Below are 17,717 nucleotides of genomic sequence, written 5' to 3' on the forward strand. Positions count from 1 at the left end.
AACCCTATTTCATTCCCGCGGAGGCATTGTTGCGTGTATACCCAAACCGTCATTGCGAGGCGCGAAGCGACGTGGCAATCTCATACAGTAATAACAAACGCCTGAGGTTGTTTCGTCAAAACTTACAGTCTTTCCTCGTAATGACGACTTGGTATACGTGGAATGCCCGCTTCTCGCAATTACAAAATATAAATTACGATCCGGCTTTGCTGTCTGCTTTAGGTAACATGATTTTTAAATCAGCTTTAGCTTCTAAATCAGCAATATATTTCTTTAGTACTTCTGCAGCTAATATATTATCAATAGTTACTTTTGCTTCTTCTTTTGTTGGAATAGGCACAGGTTTTTTCTCAAGCACTTTGATAATATGCCAACCGAAATCGGTTTTTACAGGAGTTGAAACTTCATTTACTTTTAAAGCAAAAGCTTTCTTTTCAAATTCCGGTACTAACTGCCCAGGTTGATTTAGTATAATGTAACCGATAACGCCGCCGTTTGAAGCTGAAGCTTTATCAAGAGATAACTCTTCTGCAAGCTTAGTAAAGTTTCCGCCTTTGCTTAATTTGGTTTTTATATCATTAGCTTCTTTTTGAGATTTAACTAAAATATGAGCAACTTTTATTTGTTCTTTACCTTTAAGATTACCGACATATTTATTATATTCGTCATCAAACATCTTATCTGTAATGTTAGATTTTATGTAGTTTGCTAGTAATTCTTGTTGAGCTAATTGATTTTTTGCATTTTCAAGTTTTTCTTGGAATTCTTTAGAAGAAGTAATATTTGACTTAGCAACTTCTTCTTTTAACAAAAGATTATTAACATAAATTTTTATTAATTTTTCCTGATCTTGTGGTGGAAAATCATCAAAATTTTTGATTGTTTCACCTGATTGAAGATTAAGCTGAGGCTTAAATTCTTTCATAATTTGCGATTCTTTTACTTCACCGCCTTTATAGGTAGCAACTACCTTGTCTTTATCAGCAAAAGCAATACCGGAAAGCATGCTAACTGATAAAAATATAACAGATAATTTTTTCATTTATGACTCATAATTGTGTTAAATATAAGCTTAAATTTTATAAAAATAATATATAACCGTCAATAGATATTTGAGAATATTTTATTTATTAATAATAATTTACAAATATTTGTAGTAAATAAATTATTCATTTAAATAAAATTATAACATTTGATAATTTTATAAAATATACCTATATTTAAGTAATAAAATACTAAAAATATCATAAGGACTTTAATGCTTTCTATTTTAAAAAAACTTTTCGGTACTGCAAATGATCGTACTGTAAAAAAACTATTTTCTGAAATTACAAAAATTAACTCGCTTGAACCTGCTATACAAAAATTATCAGATGAGGAGTTGAAGAATAAAACTGTGGAGTTTAAAGAAAAACTTAAAAACGGAGCTACTTTAGAAGATATAGTATATGAGGCGTTTGCGGTAGTTAGGGAAGCAGCTAAAAGAGTTTGCGGTATGCGTCATTTTGACGTTCAGCTTATAGGTGGCCTGATATTACATCGAGGCATGATTACCGAAATGCGTACCGGTGAGGGTAAGACCTTAGTTGCAACGCTTCCTGCGTACTTAAATGCTTTAACTGGAAAAGGTGTACATGTTGTAACCGTAAATGATTATCTAGCACGCCGTGATTCTGCTTCCATGGGTAAAATTTACAATTTTTTAGGTTTATCGGTTGGATGTATTGTTGGCGGTATGCCTGATGAGGTAAAACGAGCCGCCTATAACGCCGATATTACTCATGCAACAAATAATGAACTCGGTTTCGATTATTTAAGGGATAATATGAAGTATAGCTTGCAGGAGCGGGTACTGCGTCCTTTTAATTTTGCTATCATCGATGAGGTTGATTCGATTTTGATAGATGAAGCAAGAACTCCGCTAGTTATCTCGGGTCCGGTTAATGATAATGCAGAATTATACGGTAAAATTGATAAAATAGTACGTCTGCTTAATGCAAGTGATTTTGAAAAAGACGAAAAATTAAAAACTATCAATTTAACGGAAACCGGCATTACACATATAGAATCGCTTTTAAGTAAAGAAAATATTATAAAACCAGATACCAGTTTATATGATTTTGAGAATTTAACTTTAGTACATTATGTTAACCAAGCCTTAAGAGCTCATAATATGTTTACTGTTAATGTAGATTATTTGGTGCGTGAAGGTAAAGTAATGATTATTGATGAGTTTACCGGTCGTGTAATGGAAGGGCGTAGATATTCGGAAGGGTTACATCAAGCATTAGAAGCAAAAGAAAATGTGAAAATTCAAAATGAGAACCAAACTTTAGCATCTATTACTTTCCAAAATTATTTTCGTAATTATCCTAAATTATCGGGTATGACCGGTACGGCTATGACCGAAGCACCGGAACTAAAAGATATATATAATCTTGATGTGGTCGCAGTCCCAACCCATAATAAAGTTACAAGGCTTGACCTTGATGACGAAATTTACGGCAGTAAAAAAGAAAAATATGATGCTATCTTAAAGCTAATTAGGGATTGTTACGATCGTGGACAGCCTATACTTGTTGGTACGATAAGCATAGAAAAGTCAGAAGAACTTTCAAGCGTTTTAAATAAAGAAAAAATCCCTCATAAAGTATTAAACGCCAAATTTCATGAGCAGGAAGCTTTTATTATTGCTCAAGCAGGTAGGTTTAAGGCAGTAACGATTGCAACTAATATGGCAGGGCGGGGTACTGATATTATGCTTGGCGGTAATCCTGAAATGTTAATAGCACAGCTGGATAAAGAACATAATTATGAAGCTAAAATAGCTGAAATAAAAGCTCAAATTGCCGAAGAAAAGAAGCAGGTTATTGAAGCAGGCGGTTTATTTGTGATAGGTACGGAAAGGCATGAAAGCCGTAGGATCGATAATCAGCTAAGAGGAAGATCAGGTAGACAAGGTGATCCTGGTAAAACTAAGTTTTTCCTATCGCTTGATGACGATTTAATGCGTATTTTTGCATCAGATCGTATATCAGGAGTTCTTAGAACACTTGGATTGAAAGACGGAGAGGCTATCCACCATCCAATGATTAGTCGTTCACTTGAGAAAGCGCAGCAAAAAGTGGAAGGACATAACTACGAAATGCGTAAAAATTTATTACGTTTTGATGATGTAATGAATGACCAACGTAAGATAATATACGAGCAACGTACTGAAATTATTAAATCTAAAGATAGTCACGTTTTCTTAAATAGTACTACTGAGGAACTCGCCAAAAAGATAGTATTAACTTTCATGCCGGTAGGCTCTTATAGAGAAGATTGGGATATAGAGAATTTAAGCGTAGAATTACATCGTGTTTTTTCTATAAAATTTGATCATAATGTAGTAAGTAAAAATGATGTAACGGAAGAAGAAATCACGAAGATCATTATACAAATGGCTCATGATATATATAAGTCAAAAGAAGAAGCCTATAGTAGCGAGTTAATGCATAATGCCGTGAAATATATTTTATTAACTACCCTTGATCAAGTTTGGAAAGATCATTTATATAGCTTAGATCATTTAAGACAAGGCATATCTCTTCGAGCTTATGGCCAAAAAGACCCTCTTAGTGAGTATAAAAGAGAAGCATTTAACTTATTCGAGCAGATGCTTAATAATTTAAAAGAATTATTTATTCAAACAGTATACCATTTCCATATTGACTTAAAAAATGTTCAAAAAGAAGATGTTTCGCTTGAGTATAAAAAACTTCAAAAAAATATGCGTGAGAGTCGGGAAGATCCGGCATTTAGTAAATATAACGCAGGAAGTAGTCTTGAGACTCACCTTAAACCAGTCGTATCACGTATTGATCCAAAAGATAGAAACCCTGACGATCCTACTAGTTGGGGTAGGGTATCTCGTAATGAGCTATGTCCGTGCGGTTCAGGCAAGAAATATAAATATTGTCATGGTGCAAATGAATAGATGAAAACCTATAATACCCTACGATTTTTACTCTATGTCATTCCCGCGAAGGCGGGAATCCAGCAAAACTCGAAAAAATCAAAAGGTTATAGCTATTTCTTAAAATTTCTTTACATTTTTAGAAAAAGTAAAAATTCTTCGAGATTTTTATACTTTCTGGATTCCCGCCTACGCGGGAATGACATAAAACGAGCCATTAATTCTTAAGACAATACAACCTTTTTAAAAATTGTAGGGTATTATAATGAAAACCACTTTACCTCAGCGTTCTCTAAAAATCCAAGCTAGGCTTAATTTTATAGTGTAGCAAATTCTAGATATTGCACAAGATAAAATCGCTATGATTATCTTTGGCTCTTTTGCAAGAGGTGATTGGGTGCGTGATCTACCTAACGGTTACCATACGGCAAGGATTAATCAGTAGGAGTTCTCAGTATTGTCTGCGTGACTTCCTAATCGTCATTGCGAGGAAATTGCATAGCAATTGACGAAGCAATCTCAGGAGTTTGTTATTATTTCATAAGATTGCCACGCAGCCTACGGCTGCTCGCAATGACGATTTGGGTATCCAAGCAAGCCTTTTGCAGGAATGACAATGAGATCTTTATCACCTTTAAGAAATACAAAGTATAAATAAGTAGAATATGATAAAAGAACTATTAAATAGTAATTTAACTCTGTTGCTAAAGTCAAATAGAGTAGTAGTGCAAGATATAGAACATTATGTAAAACAATGTAGCTTTTAAAATGTTTTAAAAGAGTCTATTTTTCTCTTGATAAAGTGGGTGTAGTAAGGAGTTTAAATGAATTACGTGCAGTATCTACTACTGAACTATTTTCGGTATCTACAAATAATGCACTAAAAGTTGGCTAAATGTTAGTTGAAGAAAAAAAAGCAAATGTTAATATGTGTAGTGATATTTTGAAGAATACTCCTTGAAATTCAGCCGCACGTCACGGAAATTGTAGCAGAATATCTAATATCAAAAGGCGCTGCAGTAAACGGAGGAGTTTGGCTAGGATCACCTTTATATGAAGCAGTAAGGACTTTAATGTAGCAAAACTATTACTTAAGAACGGAGCTGAGGTGGATCAAAGAAAATCCGGAGGAATACCTTTGCATGCGGTTGCTAAAAATGTTCGATGTAAAGATATTAAGGATGATGAAATATATAAGCTGTTAGTATCATATGGTGCTGATATCAACGCAAAAGTAGAATTTAAAGGAGTAGGGTTTAGTATATATGATGGAAAAACGATATCAGAAATAGTAGAATTTAAAATAGCATTCGTTGGTGAAAGTGAAGTAATAACGGAAGAATAATGATGTTTTGAGATATCTTAACATATTTATAGGCATTGCCTAGAAATCGTTGTCATTGTAAGCGGCTGTAGGCTCCTGTTGCATGGATACCAAATCGTCATTGCAAGCGACTGTAAGGAGCGTGGCAATCCAGAAAAATAATAAAAATGCTACGCATTTTACTAGATTGCTTCGTCAATTACTTTGTAATTTTCCTTGTAATGACGTCAACTTTTCAAATTATCAACTTTTTCTAGGCAATGTCTATTTATCGACACGGTAGTTATTGACAAGTTTAGGAAAAAGTTTTATATTCTTCACAAGTTTAAGAAAAAGTTAATAGTATATGTCTAAAGCAAAAACAGCTTCCAAAAATAACCCGACTTCTAGGGAACAGGCTAAAGAATATTTTCATAACGGTCAGAAAATCAAACCAGTCAAGCTTATTGCTGCTCAAAAGTCTTTTCTAGCTGCCGAATATGAATCTTCCGGAGATTTAGTCGTAGGGAGCAATGGTCAGCCATTACCTTGGGGATTAGTTAAAAGCTTATCTTAATATTTTCACTTCCAAAAATCTCGCCAATAAATAATTGGGGGCATAGCTCAGGGGTAGAGCATCTGCTTTGCACGCAGAGGGTCAAGGGTTCGATTCCCTTTGCCTCCACCACTTCCGATAAGGGTTTCAAGGCTTTTTGAAATTTAGTAAAAACTTTGAATGTTCCTTTTGTTTTAATTTTCGCTCCATGTCTTGCTAAAAAAATATTCTGTACCTACTATTATTGGTTATGAGAAGTATTTACAACAGCAGCATCTAGGCAAAAATAATAATCTACATACTCAAAGGCTGAGGTGACTATTTACTTGAGAAAGAAATATACGAAGCTTTGCTAGAACTCAGTAATTATAGCAGTGAAGAGAATAATAAATTATTAAATACGACTTATTTTCTTATAAATTAATAAAAAAATAAGGACATAATATGAGTGGTACAACAAAAAATATAAATGCAAAGAGAGCAGCAAGCATGGGTCTTGATAGTTGGCTTGGCGTTACTGTAGGTGATAATATTACTCACTCTTTTAGTTTAGATACTAATAGTAATTCATAGTATCGGTGATACCTATAGAGCTTTAGAAATAAATGCTAATAACAGACCTTTTAAATTGATTGTAGACGAGGATTTTTCTATAAAAATTGCAGAGTTTAACACCTATGATTCTCTTGTAATAGAGATATATCAAGGCATTGCTCTTAGAATACTAGACGAAGAATGTCCTTCTATGCCTATAACTTTGGGGCAAAATGCTAAAGTTAATTTTATCTATGAAAATGAGCAATATACTTTTACAAATCATTATCAAGATAAAATGAGTTTCCAAGATATAAATACGTTGGCAAAAATAACTAATCTATCTCATAAAGAATTTGTTAAAATTTTATCTAATTTATACGCTAGAAGAAATAAAGGAGATTGTAGATAAATATAAAGCAATAGATAAAGAGGCATTAAATTTATTTATAGGACAAAATTATAAGCTTTTTTATAGCTCTGATCAAACTGAAAATCCTTTTAAAGATCATACTCCATTTTTAAATTAGTAGACAAGTCTTTAGAAGAAAGTCCAACCCTTAATCTAATGCCTGTTGACCTTAAAATATCATATAGCTTCTTATTTAGAGGACGAAGTCGATATAATAGGTAATGACAGCTAAATCCTCTATCTATCTACTACAATGCAAGCTGGCATACAATACATATTGGCATACAAGAAGATTTAAGCTACACTGCAAAGCTTGCCAATCACTTAATACATAAAAATGGTACGCAATGGCTTGATGTTCTAGATCAGGCATTAAATTTATACCAGCTAGGCACTCAGACTATGCAGATAGCAGGCGATATAGGAAAGCTAGTAGCAGGCACATCGCTGGTAGACTTAAAGAAAAATTTACAAAATCTTGACTCTGTAAGATTTGGTATGTAGGTATCAAGGGGAGTAAGTACTACAAATAATTTAGTAGTTGAGAGTTTGCAGGACGTAATACAAGATTTTGATATGATTACTAATGGATTAAATAAAGAAGAAAAAGCAGCTTTGAAAACAAGATTCAGTTGCTCAAATATGCTTGCTCAAACAAAGGAAGCTATTTATGCCAAAGCATTTGATATTTCAACGCACTATTTAAAAACGTTTAAAGGCACAGGTTTAAAGTTAATAGCTCCTTCTAGATTAATTGCCGTTCGTTTTAAAAAATTTTTAGATGATATAGGACAAGTAAGTTCTGAAGTTGTTATATCTGCTACTGATGACCGGGACGGTTATAAAGATATTGAAAGTGAAAATGAAGTAGATAAATTTATAAAAAACATGAGGGAACAATATGGAGCAAAATTCAATAATAGAATTATTAAAAAATTTAAAAGTTCCGATGATCCTGAAATTTTAATTGTAGTTTCAAAATTACTAACCGGTTTTGATGCACCGCGTAATGTCGTTATTTACATATGCAAAGAATGAAAAGAGCAGAATCTTTTACAAGCAATTGCTCGTGCGAATCGTCTATTTGAAGAAAAAGGGAAAACTAAAGAATACGGTTATATAATTGACTATGTAGGGTTATCGAATCAATTAAAACAAGCACATCAATTTTATGAAAATTATGGTTTAAACAATTTTGATAGAGAAGATTTAGAAGATGCTATATTTTTTTTAGATGATAAATTGAAAGCATTTTTTCCGTTACTACAAGAAATTAAAAATATTTTTATAAATGTGCCTAACGATTTGGATTCTGAACAGTTCGCACAGCATTTAGCCGATGAAGTTATACGCAATAAGTTTTATTCCTTGTTGAATAAATTTAAAAATCTGATGTCTATAGCTTCTAATTCTTATGAATTTTATGAAGAAAAAGAACAAGTTAATTTACAATATTAATAAAATTTAATAAGCTCAAAGAGATAGTGGAAAAGCGTTATAAAGAAAAACCGGATAAAAAAATATATACCGCTCAAGTCATGAAGTTGCTTGATGAGTATGTTATTGCCGGTCATATTACTAAAACTGAAGCGGTTAACATTCGGTCATGGATATGGCTAATCAAATACAAGATACTATTAAGGATTATATCAATATCGATCCTGCCTTTTATCAAAAATTTTCTACCCTTAATAAATAACACAATAATACAGCATCATAATAAACGTTTATCGGATAGTGATCTTTTAAATAGAGTTAAAAAAATAAGAGCTGAATTTAAAAATGATGTGCCAAGTGAACTCGGCACTAACAAAACAATAATAGCTTCTTACAGAATCGAAAAGATCAAAATCAGCGTGAAAATGCCATTCAAATTGCTTTTGATACCTATGACATCATTAAGCAGAAAATAATTGTTCATTGGACAAAAAACACTTCCATTTTAAATGAAAAATTCACTTGATGATTATTTTGTTGATGTTGTTAAAAAAGAAATGAGGATTGACTTTAATAATGAAAATTTAAGTGATGTTGTGGAAAGCCTAATTGATTTTGCTAAAGATCATGAAGCTAAATGATTTGGCTTAAATAACGCACATAGCGAATTATTGCATAATGCGCTATTGTAGAATTTTTAAGCTATCAATATTTATATAATATCTTTAGTCGTATTATCGTAATATTTTCCTAATATGTCTAAAGCGTTTTGGTCATAGTCATTTTGAGCTTCCATATGCCATACCGGTGCATAATCGCGAGCTGCTAAAAAATGTTTTGTATAATGTTTTAATTCTCTCTCACCTGAGTTACCAAGTTTGTATGAAAGTGTATAAGAAATGGTGGGTTGATTTGGGGCCTTTTCTATTTTTTATTGAATATAATTATACTGTAATTCGTTTGTATTGCCTATAATGTGGATATGAAATTTATGTGTCTGTTGTAAGTTATATATCTCTGTTAGCTTTTCAGGTTCTATTTTGCACATAGCATTCCAGCCTTTATCAAATACCTCATTATCTCGTATAGGATTACCGTTTTTTTCTTGTATAAGCTCATTCATTTTCTTACGAAATTTTGCGGTAGTTATTTTACCGGTTTTATACTGATCTATTATTCCGTTAGTTTTTCTTCTTCTTTTGCCATAGTAGCAATATCCGGTATACTTAGTCCGTTGTATTTGCTAAATTTTATTATAGCGAGTTCCCTCTTGGTGAAAATTACCTGAGAATATTTAAAAACATGAGCTTTTATCATAGTGATTACCTATAAATTGTTAGTTTTAAAAATATAAAATTGTTAAATAAGAAATCATATTTAGGGTAAAATAATGAGTTTAAAATCCGCTTGGCTAGATACGCCTCTTGGTTCTATGCTGGCAATTAGTGATACAGAGAGGCTTTATTTGCTCGATTTTGTTGAAAGTAAAGGATTAGAGTATAAAATTAAAAGACTTAAGATTAACACAAAATCGGCTATTACTGAAGATCGCACTAGACCGATTATATCAATTGAAGAGGAGCTTAAATCTTACTTTAGCGGTACTTTGCAAAAATTTAATACTCCGATATGTCTTTTAGGAAGCGAATTTCAAAAATTAGTATGGCAAGAGCTAATGAATGTACCTTACGGTGAAACAAGAAGTTACTTTACCCAAGCTAAATTAATAGGTATGGAAAGATCTTATAGAGCCGTTGCAAATGCTAATGGAGCAAATAAATTTGTTATAATTATTCCGTGTCACCGCATCATCAATAATAACGGTAAGCTTGGCGGTTATGGTTCAGGGCTAGATCGCAAAAAATGGCTTATCGAGCATGAGAGACAGAAGTATTAAATAAAAAATCAATGCCTGAATTTCGGTTACAGGAGTTTTAAAAAGTTCATATAATTATAAATTTATATTATAGGATAAATTAATATGTTTAATAAGCTTCAAAGACAAGAATATTATCAGGCATTAATTAATAAAGATGACAGATATGAAAATATCTTTTTTGTAGCGGTTAAAATAACAAGAGTATTTTGTAGACCGACTTGTCCCGCACGGAAACCTAAATTTGAAAATTGTGAATTTTATAAAACTGCTAAGGAAGCTTGGCATGCTTCATATAGACCTGGTCAGCGTTGCAAGCTTCTTTCACATCCTTGGCGAAGCTTCAGGTTTAGTTTGTACTCTTGTTAATGTTATTGAGTTTAATCCTGCTAAAAGATGGAAAGATAGTGATTGTGATGAGCTATCAGTAGATGCTTCTACAAGCACGTTGCCAATTTAAAAAACGTTTCGGTATGACGTTTGTAGAATATGCGAGAGCAAGGCGTATGGGTATCGCGATGAAGCAAATTCGCATGGGTGAATCGGTCATTAATACACAAATTGATATGGGTTATGAGTCAAGTAGCGGTTTGCGAGATGCTGTCTCTAAAATAATGGGAGGACCGCCGACAAAATTTAACCGGCATTTAAATATTTTAAAAGCGGCTTGGCTAGATACGCCTCTTGTTTCTATGCTGGCAATTAGTGATGAAAAATTGCTTTATTTGCTAGAGTTTATTGATAGAAGAGGTTTGGAGCGTGAAATTGAGAGGCTAAGGATTAAGACAGAATCTGCTATTATTCCTGGAAGCACTGAACCGATTTGAATGATTGAAGAGGATCTTCAATTGTACTTTAACGGTACTTTACAAAAATTTAATACGCCTATATAGCTTTTAGGAAGCCCATTTCAAAAAATGGTTTGGCAAGAATTAATTAATATACCTTACGGTGAAACACGAAGCTATTTAAATCAGGCTAAAGTTTTGGGCAAACCTAATTCTTATAGAGCTGTTGCAAATGCTAATGGTATGAATCAGTTAGCAATCATTGTTCCTTGTCATCGTATTATTAATAGCAATGGCAAACTTGGAGGCTATGGCAGGGGATTACATCGTAAAAAATGGCTTATTGAACATGAGAGAAAATTTACAACAAATTAGAAATATTTTACTTGAGAATGCTACTATTCCTGTAGAACGTAGAATGCTATTCTTGAAAACTAGAGAAGGAGAGTATGGAGAGCATGACCGATTTATTGGTGTTACCGTGCCGACTTTACGTACAATAGCTAAAAGTTATTTATAATTTGGATATGGAGGATTTAAGCCGACTTATTACTTTAGAATTTAATGAAGAGAAATTTTTAGCATTAGCTATTTTGATTATGCAATATCAGACAGCACAAGATAAAGAGTTGTTGTATAATTTTTATTTAAACAATATAAAATACGTAAATAATTGGAATTTAGTGGATGCATCAGCTCATCATATAATCGGAGCTTATTTATGGGATAAAGAAAAGGATTATCTCTTTACACTAACAAAATCGGAAATTCTATGGGAAAATAGCTATAGTTGCTACTTGGTATTTTATCAAAAATAATACATTAGATACGACTTTTGAAATAGCAAAATTACTCTTAAACGATAAACATGATTTAATGTATAAAGCAGTAGGTTGGATGCTACGTGAAGCAGGAAAAAAAGATGAAAAACAATTAATAGATTTTTTGGATCGCTATACTTTACAAATGCCAAGAATCGCAGTTCGTTATGCTATAGAGAGATTACCACAAGAAGTGTACAAAAAATATCTTTTAAAAAACTAGATTTATATTTAATCTATGTTAATATTTCATTTTAATTTATTAAGGGTATTATTATGCTAAAAACATTACTAATTAGTTTTATAACTTTAATTTGTACAGTAAACTATGCTGATAACCAAACAGCTCAAAATCCTAATTCTACAAATTCTTCTTATGATCAGCCCGATGATTTACCTGCAGAGGCAGCCGTTCACTTTGCACAGCCTTGGGCAAGACCTACAACAAATGTGCAAGGTAAAGTTAGCAATTCTGCTATGTATTTTACATTAATAAATAGTAGAAGTAAGAGTTATAATTTAGTGAATATATCTTCAGATAAGATAAGTGGAATAGAAATTCATCAAACAATTAATGATCAAGGGGTTAGTAAAATGGTAAAAGTGGATTATCCATTTTTAATTGCCGGTAATATTAATGTTGATTTTAAGCCCGGTGACATGCATATTATGCTTTATGACCCAAAAGTAGATTTAAATGTAGGAGATGAGTTTAAAATAACCTTTTTCTTTGATGACAATACACGAAAAATAGTGAATGTTAAAGTCGCAAATGACAATCCGTATAATAAAACGGGGAATTGAAGGTTATTGTTGCATGGTGCACTCTTCTATGTCATGCCCACAAAGGCGGGAATCCAGTAAAACCTATAAAAAACTTGTTTTTTTAGGTTTAATGTGTAATTTTTATATCAATATTAAGGTTATTTTTTCTGGATTTCGGCTTTTAGCTAAGAATCACATAGGACCACTATACACATGACCCTAGAAATTACCGGAAGTGAGTTAATTAAATCTAAACTTATAGATGCTCCTGAACGTTCAGGGGTTTATCGAATGTTTGACGTTAACAAGCAAGTTCTCTATGTCGGTAAAGCTAAAAATTTAAAGAAACGCCTTACTAATTACATTAAAAGTAATTTAGATAATAAGACGCTTCGGATGATTGCAAATACTTGTTTTTTAGAGTATAGCATCACTAATTCCGAAGTTGAAGCACTACTTTTAGAAGCACAGTTAATCAAGAAATTTCAGCCGAAATTTAATATTCTTCTTAAGGACTGCAAGTCTTTTCCTTTCATTAAGTTACGTTTAGATCATGATTTCCCACAATTACTAAAATATCGAGGTAAAACTCTAAGTGACGGGAATTTTTTTGGTCCTTTTGTCTCGAGTGCGGAAGTTAATACTACTTTGACCGAACTACAAAAAATTTTTAAATTACGTTCTTGCACGGATAATTACTTTAATTCACGTGCTCGCCCTTGCTTACAATATGAAATAAAACGTTGTTATGCTCCTTGCGTCGGTAAAATAAACAAGGAAGACTATAGAGACTTAGTAACTCAGGTTAAAGATTTCTTACAAGGTCGCACTAAAGAACTCCAAGAGAACCTATCTAGAAAGATGGAAGAGCTAAGTAGTCAGATGCGTTTTGAAGAGGCGGCAGAAATTAGAGATCGCATTAAAGCACTTAGTTATGTGCAGCTTAAGGCAGGGGTTTCAGATGTCGTTAAAGATGCAGATATAATCGCTATTGTGGAAAAGAACGGGCATTATTGCGTGGAAGTGTTTTTATATAGGGCAGGGCAAGCATGCGGTAATATTCCTTATTTTCCTACTTCTACCGAAAATAGTACCAAAGAAGAAGTATTAGAATATTTTTTATTACAATTTTACCAAAAACAACACGTGCCTGCGGCAATTATAATTAATCATGAAATTAATGATAAAGAGAATGTGATAGAGGCGATTAAGAAAATCAACAATATACTTCAGCTTAATATTACAGTACCTAATAAAGGCGGTAAGGCTAAATTAGTTCAAAATGCCGAGACAAATGCTTTATTTTCTCTAGAGCAGTATTTGAAGAAATTTGCAAAAAATCAAGAGATTATGTTTGAAATTAAAGAGCTATTTGGTCTTTCTGAAATTCCTGAAAGAATTGAGATTTATGATAATAGCCATATTCAAGGTAAGTTTGCGGTTGGAGTGATGGTAGTTGCTGGTAAAGTCGGTTTTGATAAAAAAGAATATCGGGTTTTTAATGTCCATGCTCCCTCTCTCGTATGTCATTCCCGTGAAAGCGGGGATCCAAAAAGGTTAATGGATTCCTGCTTTCGCGGGAATGGCATAAAGAACTGCGGGGGTGACATAAAAGGTGATGATTATGAGATGCTCCGGCAAGTCCTAACAAGGCGGCTTACAAGGTTAAGGCAAGAGCCGCATAAATTGCCAAGCTTAATGATTATAGATGGCGGCAAAGGGCATTTAGGCGTCGTTAAAGAGGTGATGGATAAATTTGAAATGAATATTCCTTTTGTTTGTATGTCAAAAGGAGTAGATAGAAATGTCGGTTTTGAACAGTTCCATGTGATAGGTAAGGAAGTATTTACTCTAGATAAGAATTTGCCGGTTATGAAATATTTACAAATCTTGCGAGATGAGGCACATAATTTTGCCATAAAGAATCATAGACTAGGTAGATCACGTGCTATAAAAATATCAAGCCTTGACGATATAGAGGGCGTAGGTGAAACTCGAAAAAAAGCATTACTGCATTATTTCGGTTCGTATAAAGCAGTATGCGACGCAACCATATATGAGCTTGCTAAAGTAAATGGTATTAACAAGTTACTTGCTGAGATGATTTTTAATGTTTTGCACAGAAAAAACTAATATTATAACTCATGAAAAACCTAGTTGTATGAGTTGCGATGTCATTCCCAAGGAGGCGGGAATCCAGTCACTAAAAAGTCTAGACATACTAAATTTTAAAAATTAAAAGCTCGATTTTCCTACTTGTCACTGAATTCCCGCTTCCGCAGGAATGACATCGAGCAGGTTTCTGGATTCATGCAATAAGGCTAGCTTTTTATATCCTCAATAGGATCTTTAAGTTCTTGGCATGCTTCGCCTATTAATTTAGGTTCATCATTCTGAGATAAATCATTAATATTAAATTTAGTTAAGTTAGGATAATATGGAGTCATTGTACCATGAATAGAATAATTTAAAGTTCCTGTCATTAAAGAGTTAACAGCATCATTTTTTTGCTTAGTAGAGTAATACATATTACGCATATTTTCTGAATACGTAGCTATATCAGCTAAAGTGCTGCCATTAACGTCATCACGTGAATTAAGCTTAAATTTTATTCTCCCATTCTTGTCTTCAATAGGAATTATTATGCTATATTTTCCTTCAATACTATTTTGCTTAGACATAAAATCCTCATAATTCAATTATTAACCTTGAGTTAATATATTAAATTATTTAAAACTTCAAGTAAATAGATAATATATTTTATATGACTTTCTTGGGGTAATGACATTAGAATACCACCATCCTAGAATAAATATCACAAGACTCACCATTGTCCCTATAAACACTCCTCTAAGGTTGAAATATTGCAACGATAAAGAATAATATTCCCATATTAAGAAGATAGCTGCTCCGCCAAGTGATGATAAGACCATTATAGTTTTAGATGTTCTGATACCAAAAAGCGTTGTTATTAACGGTACTAATGTTACCGGTCCCCAGAAACCAGTGAAGAATACTACTAAGTCAATTACATTACTAAATTTTAAAGCTACAATTATTGCAAAACTTCCTATTATAACGTTAATAATTCGAGCAATTAATAATAATTTTTGCTGATTTTTAACCTTAAAAATAGGATTGATTATATCTTTAACAATAGCTATAGAAGTAACGTTTAAATCAGAATCAGCAGTAGACATAACGGCAGCTAAGAGTCCACTCATTACTATCCCTTGAATTAAAGTTGGGATGATTTGGTTGATTAAATAAGGTAATACTAAATTTGACGGTTGGTTTGGATAAAGCTTATAAGCAATTAAACCATTTAAAGTAATGCAAATCAAGAAGAAAAAATATATAGTGGATTTTGCATATATTGCTTTAGTTGTTTGCGTAGGATTTTTATTAATTAAAGCTCTTTGAATAAATGTAGGATATAGATTCATGACGCTAAAACTTAAAGCTGTTGCAATTGTATAAGAAAGTAGGTTGCTCTGATCAAAATTTGCATTTTCCGTAGGTAGGTTATTAATAAAATCTACAAAACCGATTTTATTTAAACTGATAAAAGTTATGGTTGGTATAGCGATTATCATCGCCAAAAATTGTAGTAAATTAGTAAAAACAATAGATTGTAACCCGCCTATTGTAGTATATATAAGTACTATACTATAACTTAAAATTACCCCATTTACATCATTTATTTCTAAGATATATTGAAAAATATAGCCGCTTACGCTTATTTGAGCAGCCAAAAACCCCACTGAAACGATAACCGAACTAACCCCTCCGATAAAACGACCTATATTACCGTAATATGTACTTAGGATATCGCCTATGCTTTCAGCTCCGTAATGTTTGGCAATTAAAGGCACTATATAGATTGCAATTAATATATCTATAGGTATTGTAAGTATAAGAGCGTAAGCATAATATTCATGCCCCAAAAAAGCCTTTTCCATAATGCCGAAAGTGGTGGCGCCTCCGACAGAACTTACAAATATCGTAGCTATTAATAACAGCTTACTATTTTGCGCTTTACTTTCAACATTTGCATAGTTCTTAAAACTACTATTTTTAGCTCGGTAATATATACCAATAAGTAGAATAGATATTAGGTATATGCATACGATAATATTATCAATAGGTAAATTAAACATAAATTAGATTTTAAAGCTCAAACTTAGCATTTGTTCACAATATATATGTAGTCAAGAATGCTAGATTTATAATTATGTGTCATAATCTGTTCCAAGAAGTTCAGTATCCGGTGTCCAAATATCTTGGTTGGGATCATATTTCTATATTTTACAGTGGAGTTTAATTTTTTTTCAGTAGTTTTTTTCTTTAGGGGATAGTTAGCATTTGATTGAGTTGTAGTTTTTATATTTTTACAATATTTATGTATTTTAAAAATACCTATTTTAAGTTGCGGCATAATTAACCTTTATTTATGTAAAAAATAAAATCATTATTAACATTAATCAATAATTATTTCAAATAAAACATAATAAAAATTAATAAGTCAATATTTTTTAAATTAACCTATATTAAAATAGTTCTATAGGTCATTATTGAGTATGTTTAAGAAACCTATTCATGTACTTCACCAGCTAATTCAAGTCCCAACTCTTCAGGATTTTCATTAGCAACCACAACAATTTTAGATATTCTTGAATCGGTATAGAAATTTGTAGTATCATTTAATTTTTCTATATCTTTAGTGGTAACAAGAGAATTATCTATTGTGCTAGAATTATTATTTTGAGACGCTATTGCAAGGCTTAAAAAAGCTTTTAATTCAGGTTTATCATCGGGTACTAATTCTATTAGTTTTTATCTCGATGATCTGCTCCATATTATTAAATTTAACCATTTCTGTGTAGCCTTCATGAATAACTAATTGAAGAGGTGTATATCCATCTAAATCTTTTAACTCTGTTGAAGCTCCTTTTTCTAGTAAAAATTTAGCTATATCATAAAGTTTGCGGTAAATAGCCTTATGTAGCACTGTATTATTAAACGAACCTTGAATATTGATATCCATAACCTTGATGATCTAAAATCTTTTTTATAAGATGTTTTAGTTGAGCGGTTTGAAAAAACTTGGATTGGTAAAAAGAATATGCTCCGTAAGTGATGTGAAACTGTTCGAATAGTTTATCTAGTGTAATGTTGTAGCCGGAGTCTTGTGCAGAAGATGAAGATATCAGTGGTACTTCTTGAATGGCCGATAAACTAATGCTAGGGATAAAATTGGAAGAAGC

At 32.3% G+C, this 17,717-nt stretch carries 19 protein-coding genes, 1 tRNA gene and 5 pseudogenes; 19 read left to right on the forward strand and 6 right to left on the reverse strand.

Translation table 11 applies throughout. The features are described 5' to 3' along the window. Positions 1–193 precede the first annotated feature (193 nt). Entirely contained in the window at positions 194–1,042 is an 849-nt protein-coding gene (locus WSW_RS0106425; RefSeq protein WP_016917500.1) for a foldase protein PrsA, read from the reverse strand. Between the two features lie 216 nt (positions 1,043–1,258). Between WSW_RS0106425 and secA the strand changes: the two genes are divergently transcribed. From secA to WSW_RS1000000113680, 11 genes and pseudogenes are all read left to right on the forward strand, one after another. Next, positions 1,259–3,979 carry a preprotein translocase subunit SecA gene (secA, locus tag WSW_RS0106430; protein ID WP_016917501.1) on the forward strand — a complete coding sequence of 907 codons (2,721 nt, stop codon included), beginning with the start codon at positions 1,259–1,261 and terminating at the stop codon, positions 3,977–3,979. Positions 3,980–4,223: 244 nt separating this feature from the next. Then, a pseudogene (locus WSW_RS1000000113315) lies at positions 4,224–4,385 on the forward strand (nucleotidyltransferase); the annotation flags it as partial. A gap of 681 nt (positions 4,386–5,066) precedes the next feature. Further along, a complete protein-coding gene (locus WSW_RS0106435; protein ID WP_016917502.1) occupies positions 5,067–5,303 on the forward strand; it encodes an ankyrin repeat domain-containing protein in 237 nt (78 codons plus the stop codon). Positions 5,304–5,628: 325 nt separating this feature from the next. After that, positions 5,629–5,838: a hypothetical protein gene (locus WSW_RS0106440; protein WP_004998070.1), complete on the forward strand. Its 210-nt coding sequence runs from the start codon at positions 5,629–5,631 to the stop codon at positions 5,836–5,838. Positions 5,839–5,874: 36 nt separating this feature from the next. Next, positions 5,875–5,949: transfer RNA gene (locus WSW_RS0106445), tRNA-Ala, on the forward strand. Between the two features lie 312 nt (positions 5,950–6,261). After that, positions 6,262–6,390 (forward strand): hypothetical protein, encoded by a 129-nt coding sequence (locus WSW_RS1000000113675; RefSeq protein ID WP_016917503.1) that lies wholly within the window; start codon positions 6,262–6,264, stop codon positions 6,388–6,390. Continuing rightward, positions 6,371–6,881, forward strand: a pseudogene (locus WSW_RS1000000114020) (hypothetical protein). Before WSW_RS1000000113675 ends, WSW_RS1000000114020 begins: the two are co-directional and overlap by 20 nt. 458 nt (positions 6,882–7,339) lie before the next feature. Beyond that, positions 7,340–7,801 (forward strand): type I restriction enzyme subunit R domain-containing protein, encoded by a 462-nt coding sequence (locus WSW_RS0106465; protein WP_032850305.1) that lies wholly within the window; start codon positions 7,340–7,342, stop codon positions 7,799–7,801. Between the two features lie 204 nt (positions 7,802–8,005). After that, positions 8,006–8,221, forward strand: a complete 216-nt coding sequence (locus tag WSW_RS01000000108705; RefSeq protein WP_016917508.1) for a hypothetical protein — start codon at positions 8,006–8,008, stop codon at positions 8,219–8,221. 26 nt (positions 8,222–8,247) lie between these two features. Next, positions 8,248–8,676 carry a hypothetical protein gene (locus WSW_RS0106475; RefSeq protein WP_016917509.1) on the forward strand — a complete coding sequence of 143 codons (429 nt, stop codon included), beginning with the start codon at positions 8,248–8,250 and terminating at the stop codon, positions 8,674–8,676. Between the two features lie 33 nt (positions 8,677–8,709). Next, positions 8,710–8,841 (forward strand): hypothetical protein, encoded by a 132-nt coding sequence (locus WSW_RS1000000113680; RefSeq protein WP_014410871.1) that lies wholly within the window; start codon positions 8,710–8,712, stop codon positions 8,839–8,841. A gap of 290 nt (positions 8,842–9,131) precedes the next feature. Here the strand turns inward: WSW_RS1000000113680 and WSW_RS0106485 are convergent, their stop codons facing one another. Both WSW_RS0106485 and WSW_RS1000000112180 read right to left on the reverse strand, forming a co-directional pair. Then, positions 9,132–9,323, reverse strand: a complete 192-nt coding sequence (locus WSW_RS0106485; RefSeq protein ID WP_016917510.1) for a hypothetical protein — start codon at positions 9,321–9,323, stop codon at positions 9,132–9,134. Between the two features lie 50 nt (positions 9,324–9,373). After that, complete coding sequence (locus WSW_RS1000000112180) at positions 9,374–9,517, reverse strand: hypothetical protein (RefSeq protein ID WP_016917511.1); 144 nt, start codon at positions 9,515–9,517, stop codon at positions 9,374–9,376. Between the two features lie 73 nt (positions 9,518–9,590). Here WSW_RS1000000112180 and WSW_RS0106495 point away from each other — a divergent pair, with 73 nt between their 5' ends. The 8 genes and pseudogenes from WSW_RS0106495 (at position 9,591) to uvrC (ending at position 14,583) form a co-directional block, all read left to right on the forward strand. After that, complete coding sequence (locus tag WSW_RS0106495) at positions 9,591–10,097, forward strand: methylated-DNA--[protein]-cysteine S-methyltransferase (RefSeq protein ID WP_016917512.1); 507 nt, start codon at positions 9,591–9,593, stop codon at positions 10,095–10,097. Positions 10,098–10,181: 84 nt separating this feature from the next. Then, positions 10,182–10,445 (forward strand): Ada metal-binding domain-containing protein, encoded by a 264-nt coding sequence (locus WSW_RS0106500; protein WP_029375026.1) that lies wholly within the window; start codon positions 10,182–10,184, stop codon positions 10,443–10,445. A gap of 137 nt (positions 10,446–10,582) precedes the next feature. Then, positions 10,583–10,660: pseudogene (locus WSW_RS1000000113320) on the forward strand (cysteine methyltransferase); the annotation flags it as partial. A 30-nt stretch (positions 10,661–10,690) separates the two neighbouring features. Beyond that, positions 10,691–11,239, forward strand: a pseudogene (locus WSW_RS1000000113325) (methylated-DNA--[protein]-cysteine S-methyltransferase). After that, a complete protein-coding gene (locus WSW_RS1000000111150; RefSeq protein WP_016917513.1) occupies positions 11,214–11,384 on the forward strand; it encodes a hypothetical protein in 171 nt (56 codons plus the stop codon). The pseudogene WSW_RS1000000113325 and the gene WSW_RS1000000111150 overlap by 26 nt, the downstream one beginning before the upstream one ends. Before the next feature lie 7 nt (positions 11,385–11,391). Further along, positions 11,392–11,908 (forward strand): annotated as a pseudogene (locus tag WSW_RS0106520) (DNA alkylation repair protein). Positions 11,909–11,961: 53 nt separating this feature from the next. Beyond that, entirely contained in the window at positions 11,962–12,489 is a 528-nt protein-coding gene (locus WSW_RS0106525) for a copper chaperone PCu(A)C (protein WP_016917514.1), read from the forward strand. Between the two features lie 174 nt (positions 12,490–12,663). Continuing rightward, positions 12,664–14,583, forward strand: a complete 1,920-nt coding sequence (gene uvrC / locus WSW_RS0106530; protein ID WP_016917515.1) for an excinuclease ABC subunit UvrC — start codon at positions 12,664–12,666, stop codon at positions 14,581–14,583. 188 nt (positions 14,584–14,771) lie between these two features. On the opposite strand, the gene WSW_RS0106535 is transcribed toward uvrC, so the two are convergent. The 3 genes from WSW_RS0106535 to WSW_RS1000000113330 form a co-directional block, all read right to left on the reverse strand. Further along, positions 14,772–14,987, reverse strand: a complete 216-nt coding sequence (locus WSW_RS0106535; protein ID WP_029375029.1) for a hypothetical protein — start codon at positions 14,985–14,987, stop codon at positions 14,772–14,774. A gap of 201 nt (positions 14,988–15,188) precedes the next feature. After that, positions 15,189–16,610: a sodium:solute symporter family protein gene (locus WSW_RS0106545; protein ID WP_016917517.1), complete on the reverse strand. Its 1,422-nt coding sequence runs from the start codon at positions 16,608–16,610 to the stop codon at positions 15,189–15,191. A 650-nt stretch (positions 16,611–17,260) separates the two neighbouring features. Then, positions 17,261–17,497 (reverse strand): ankyrin repeat domain-containing protein, encoded by a 237-nt coding sequence (locus WSW_RS1000000113330; protein WP_016917518.1) that lies wholly within the window; start codon positions 17,495–17,497, stop codon positions 17,261–17,263. Positions 17,498–17,717 lie beyond the last annotated feature (220 nt).

Origin of the sequence: Rickettsia honei RB, from assembly GCF_000263055.1 — a bacterium.
GTDB lineage: Bacteria > Pseudomonadota > Alphaproteobacteria > Rickettsiales > Rickettsiaceae > Rickettsia > Rickettsia rickettsii.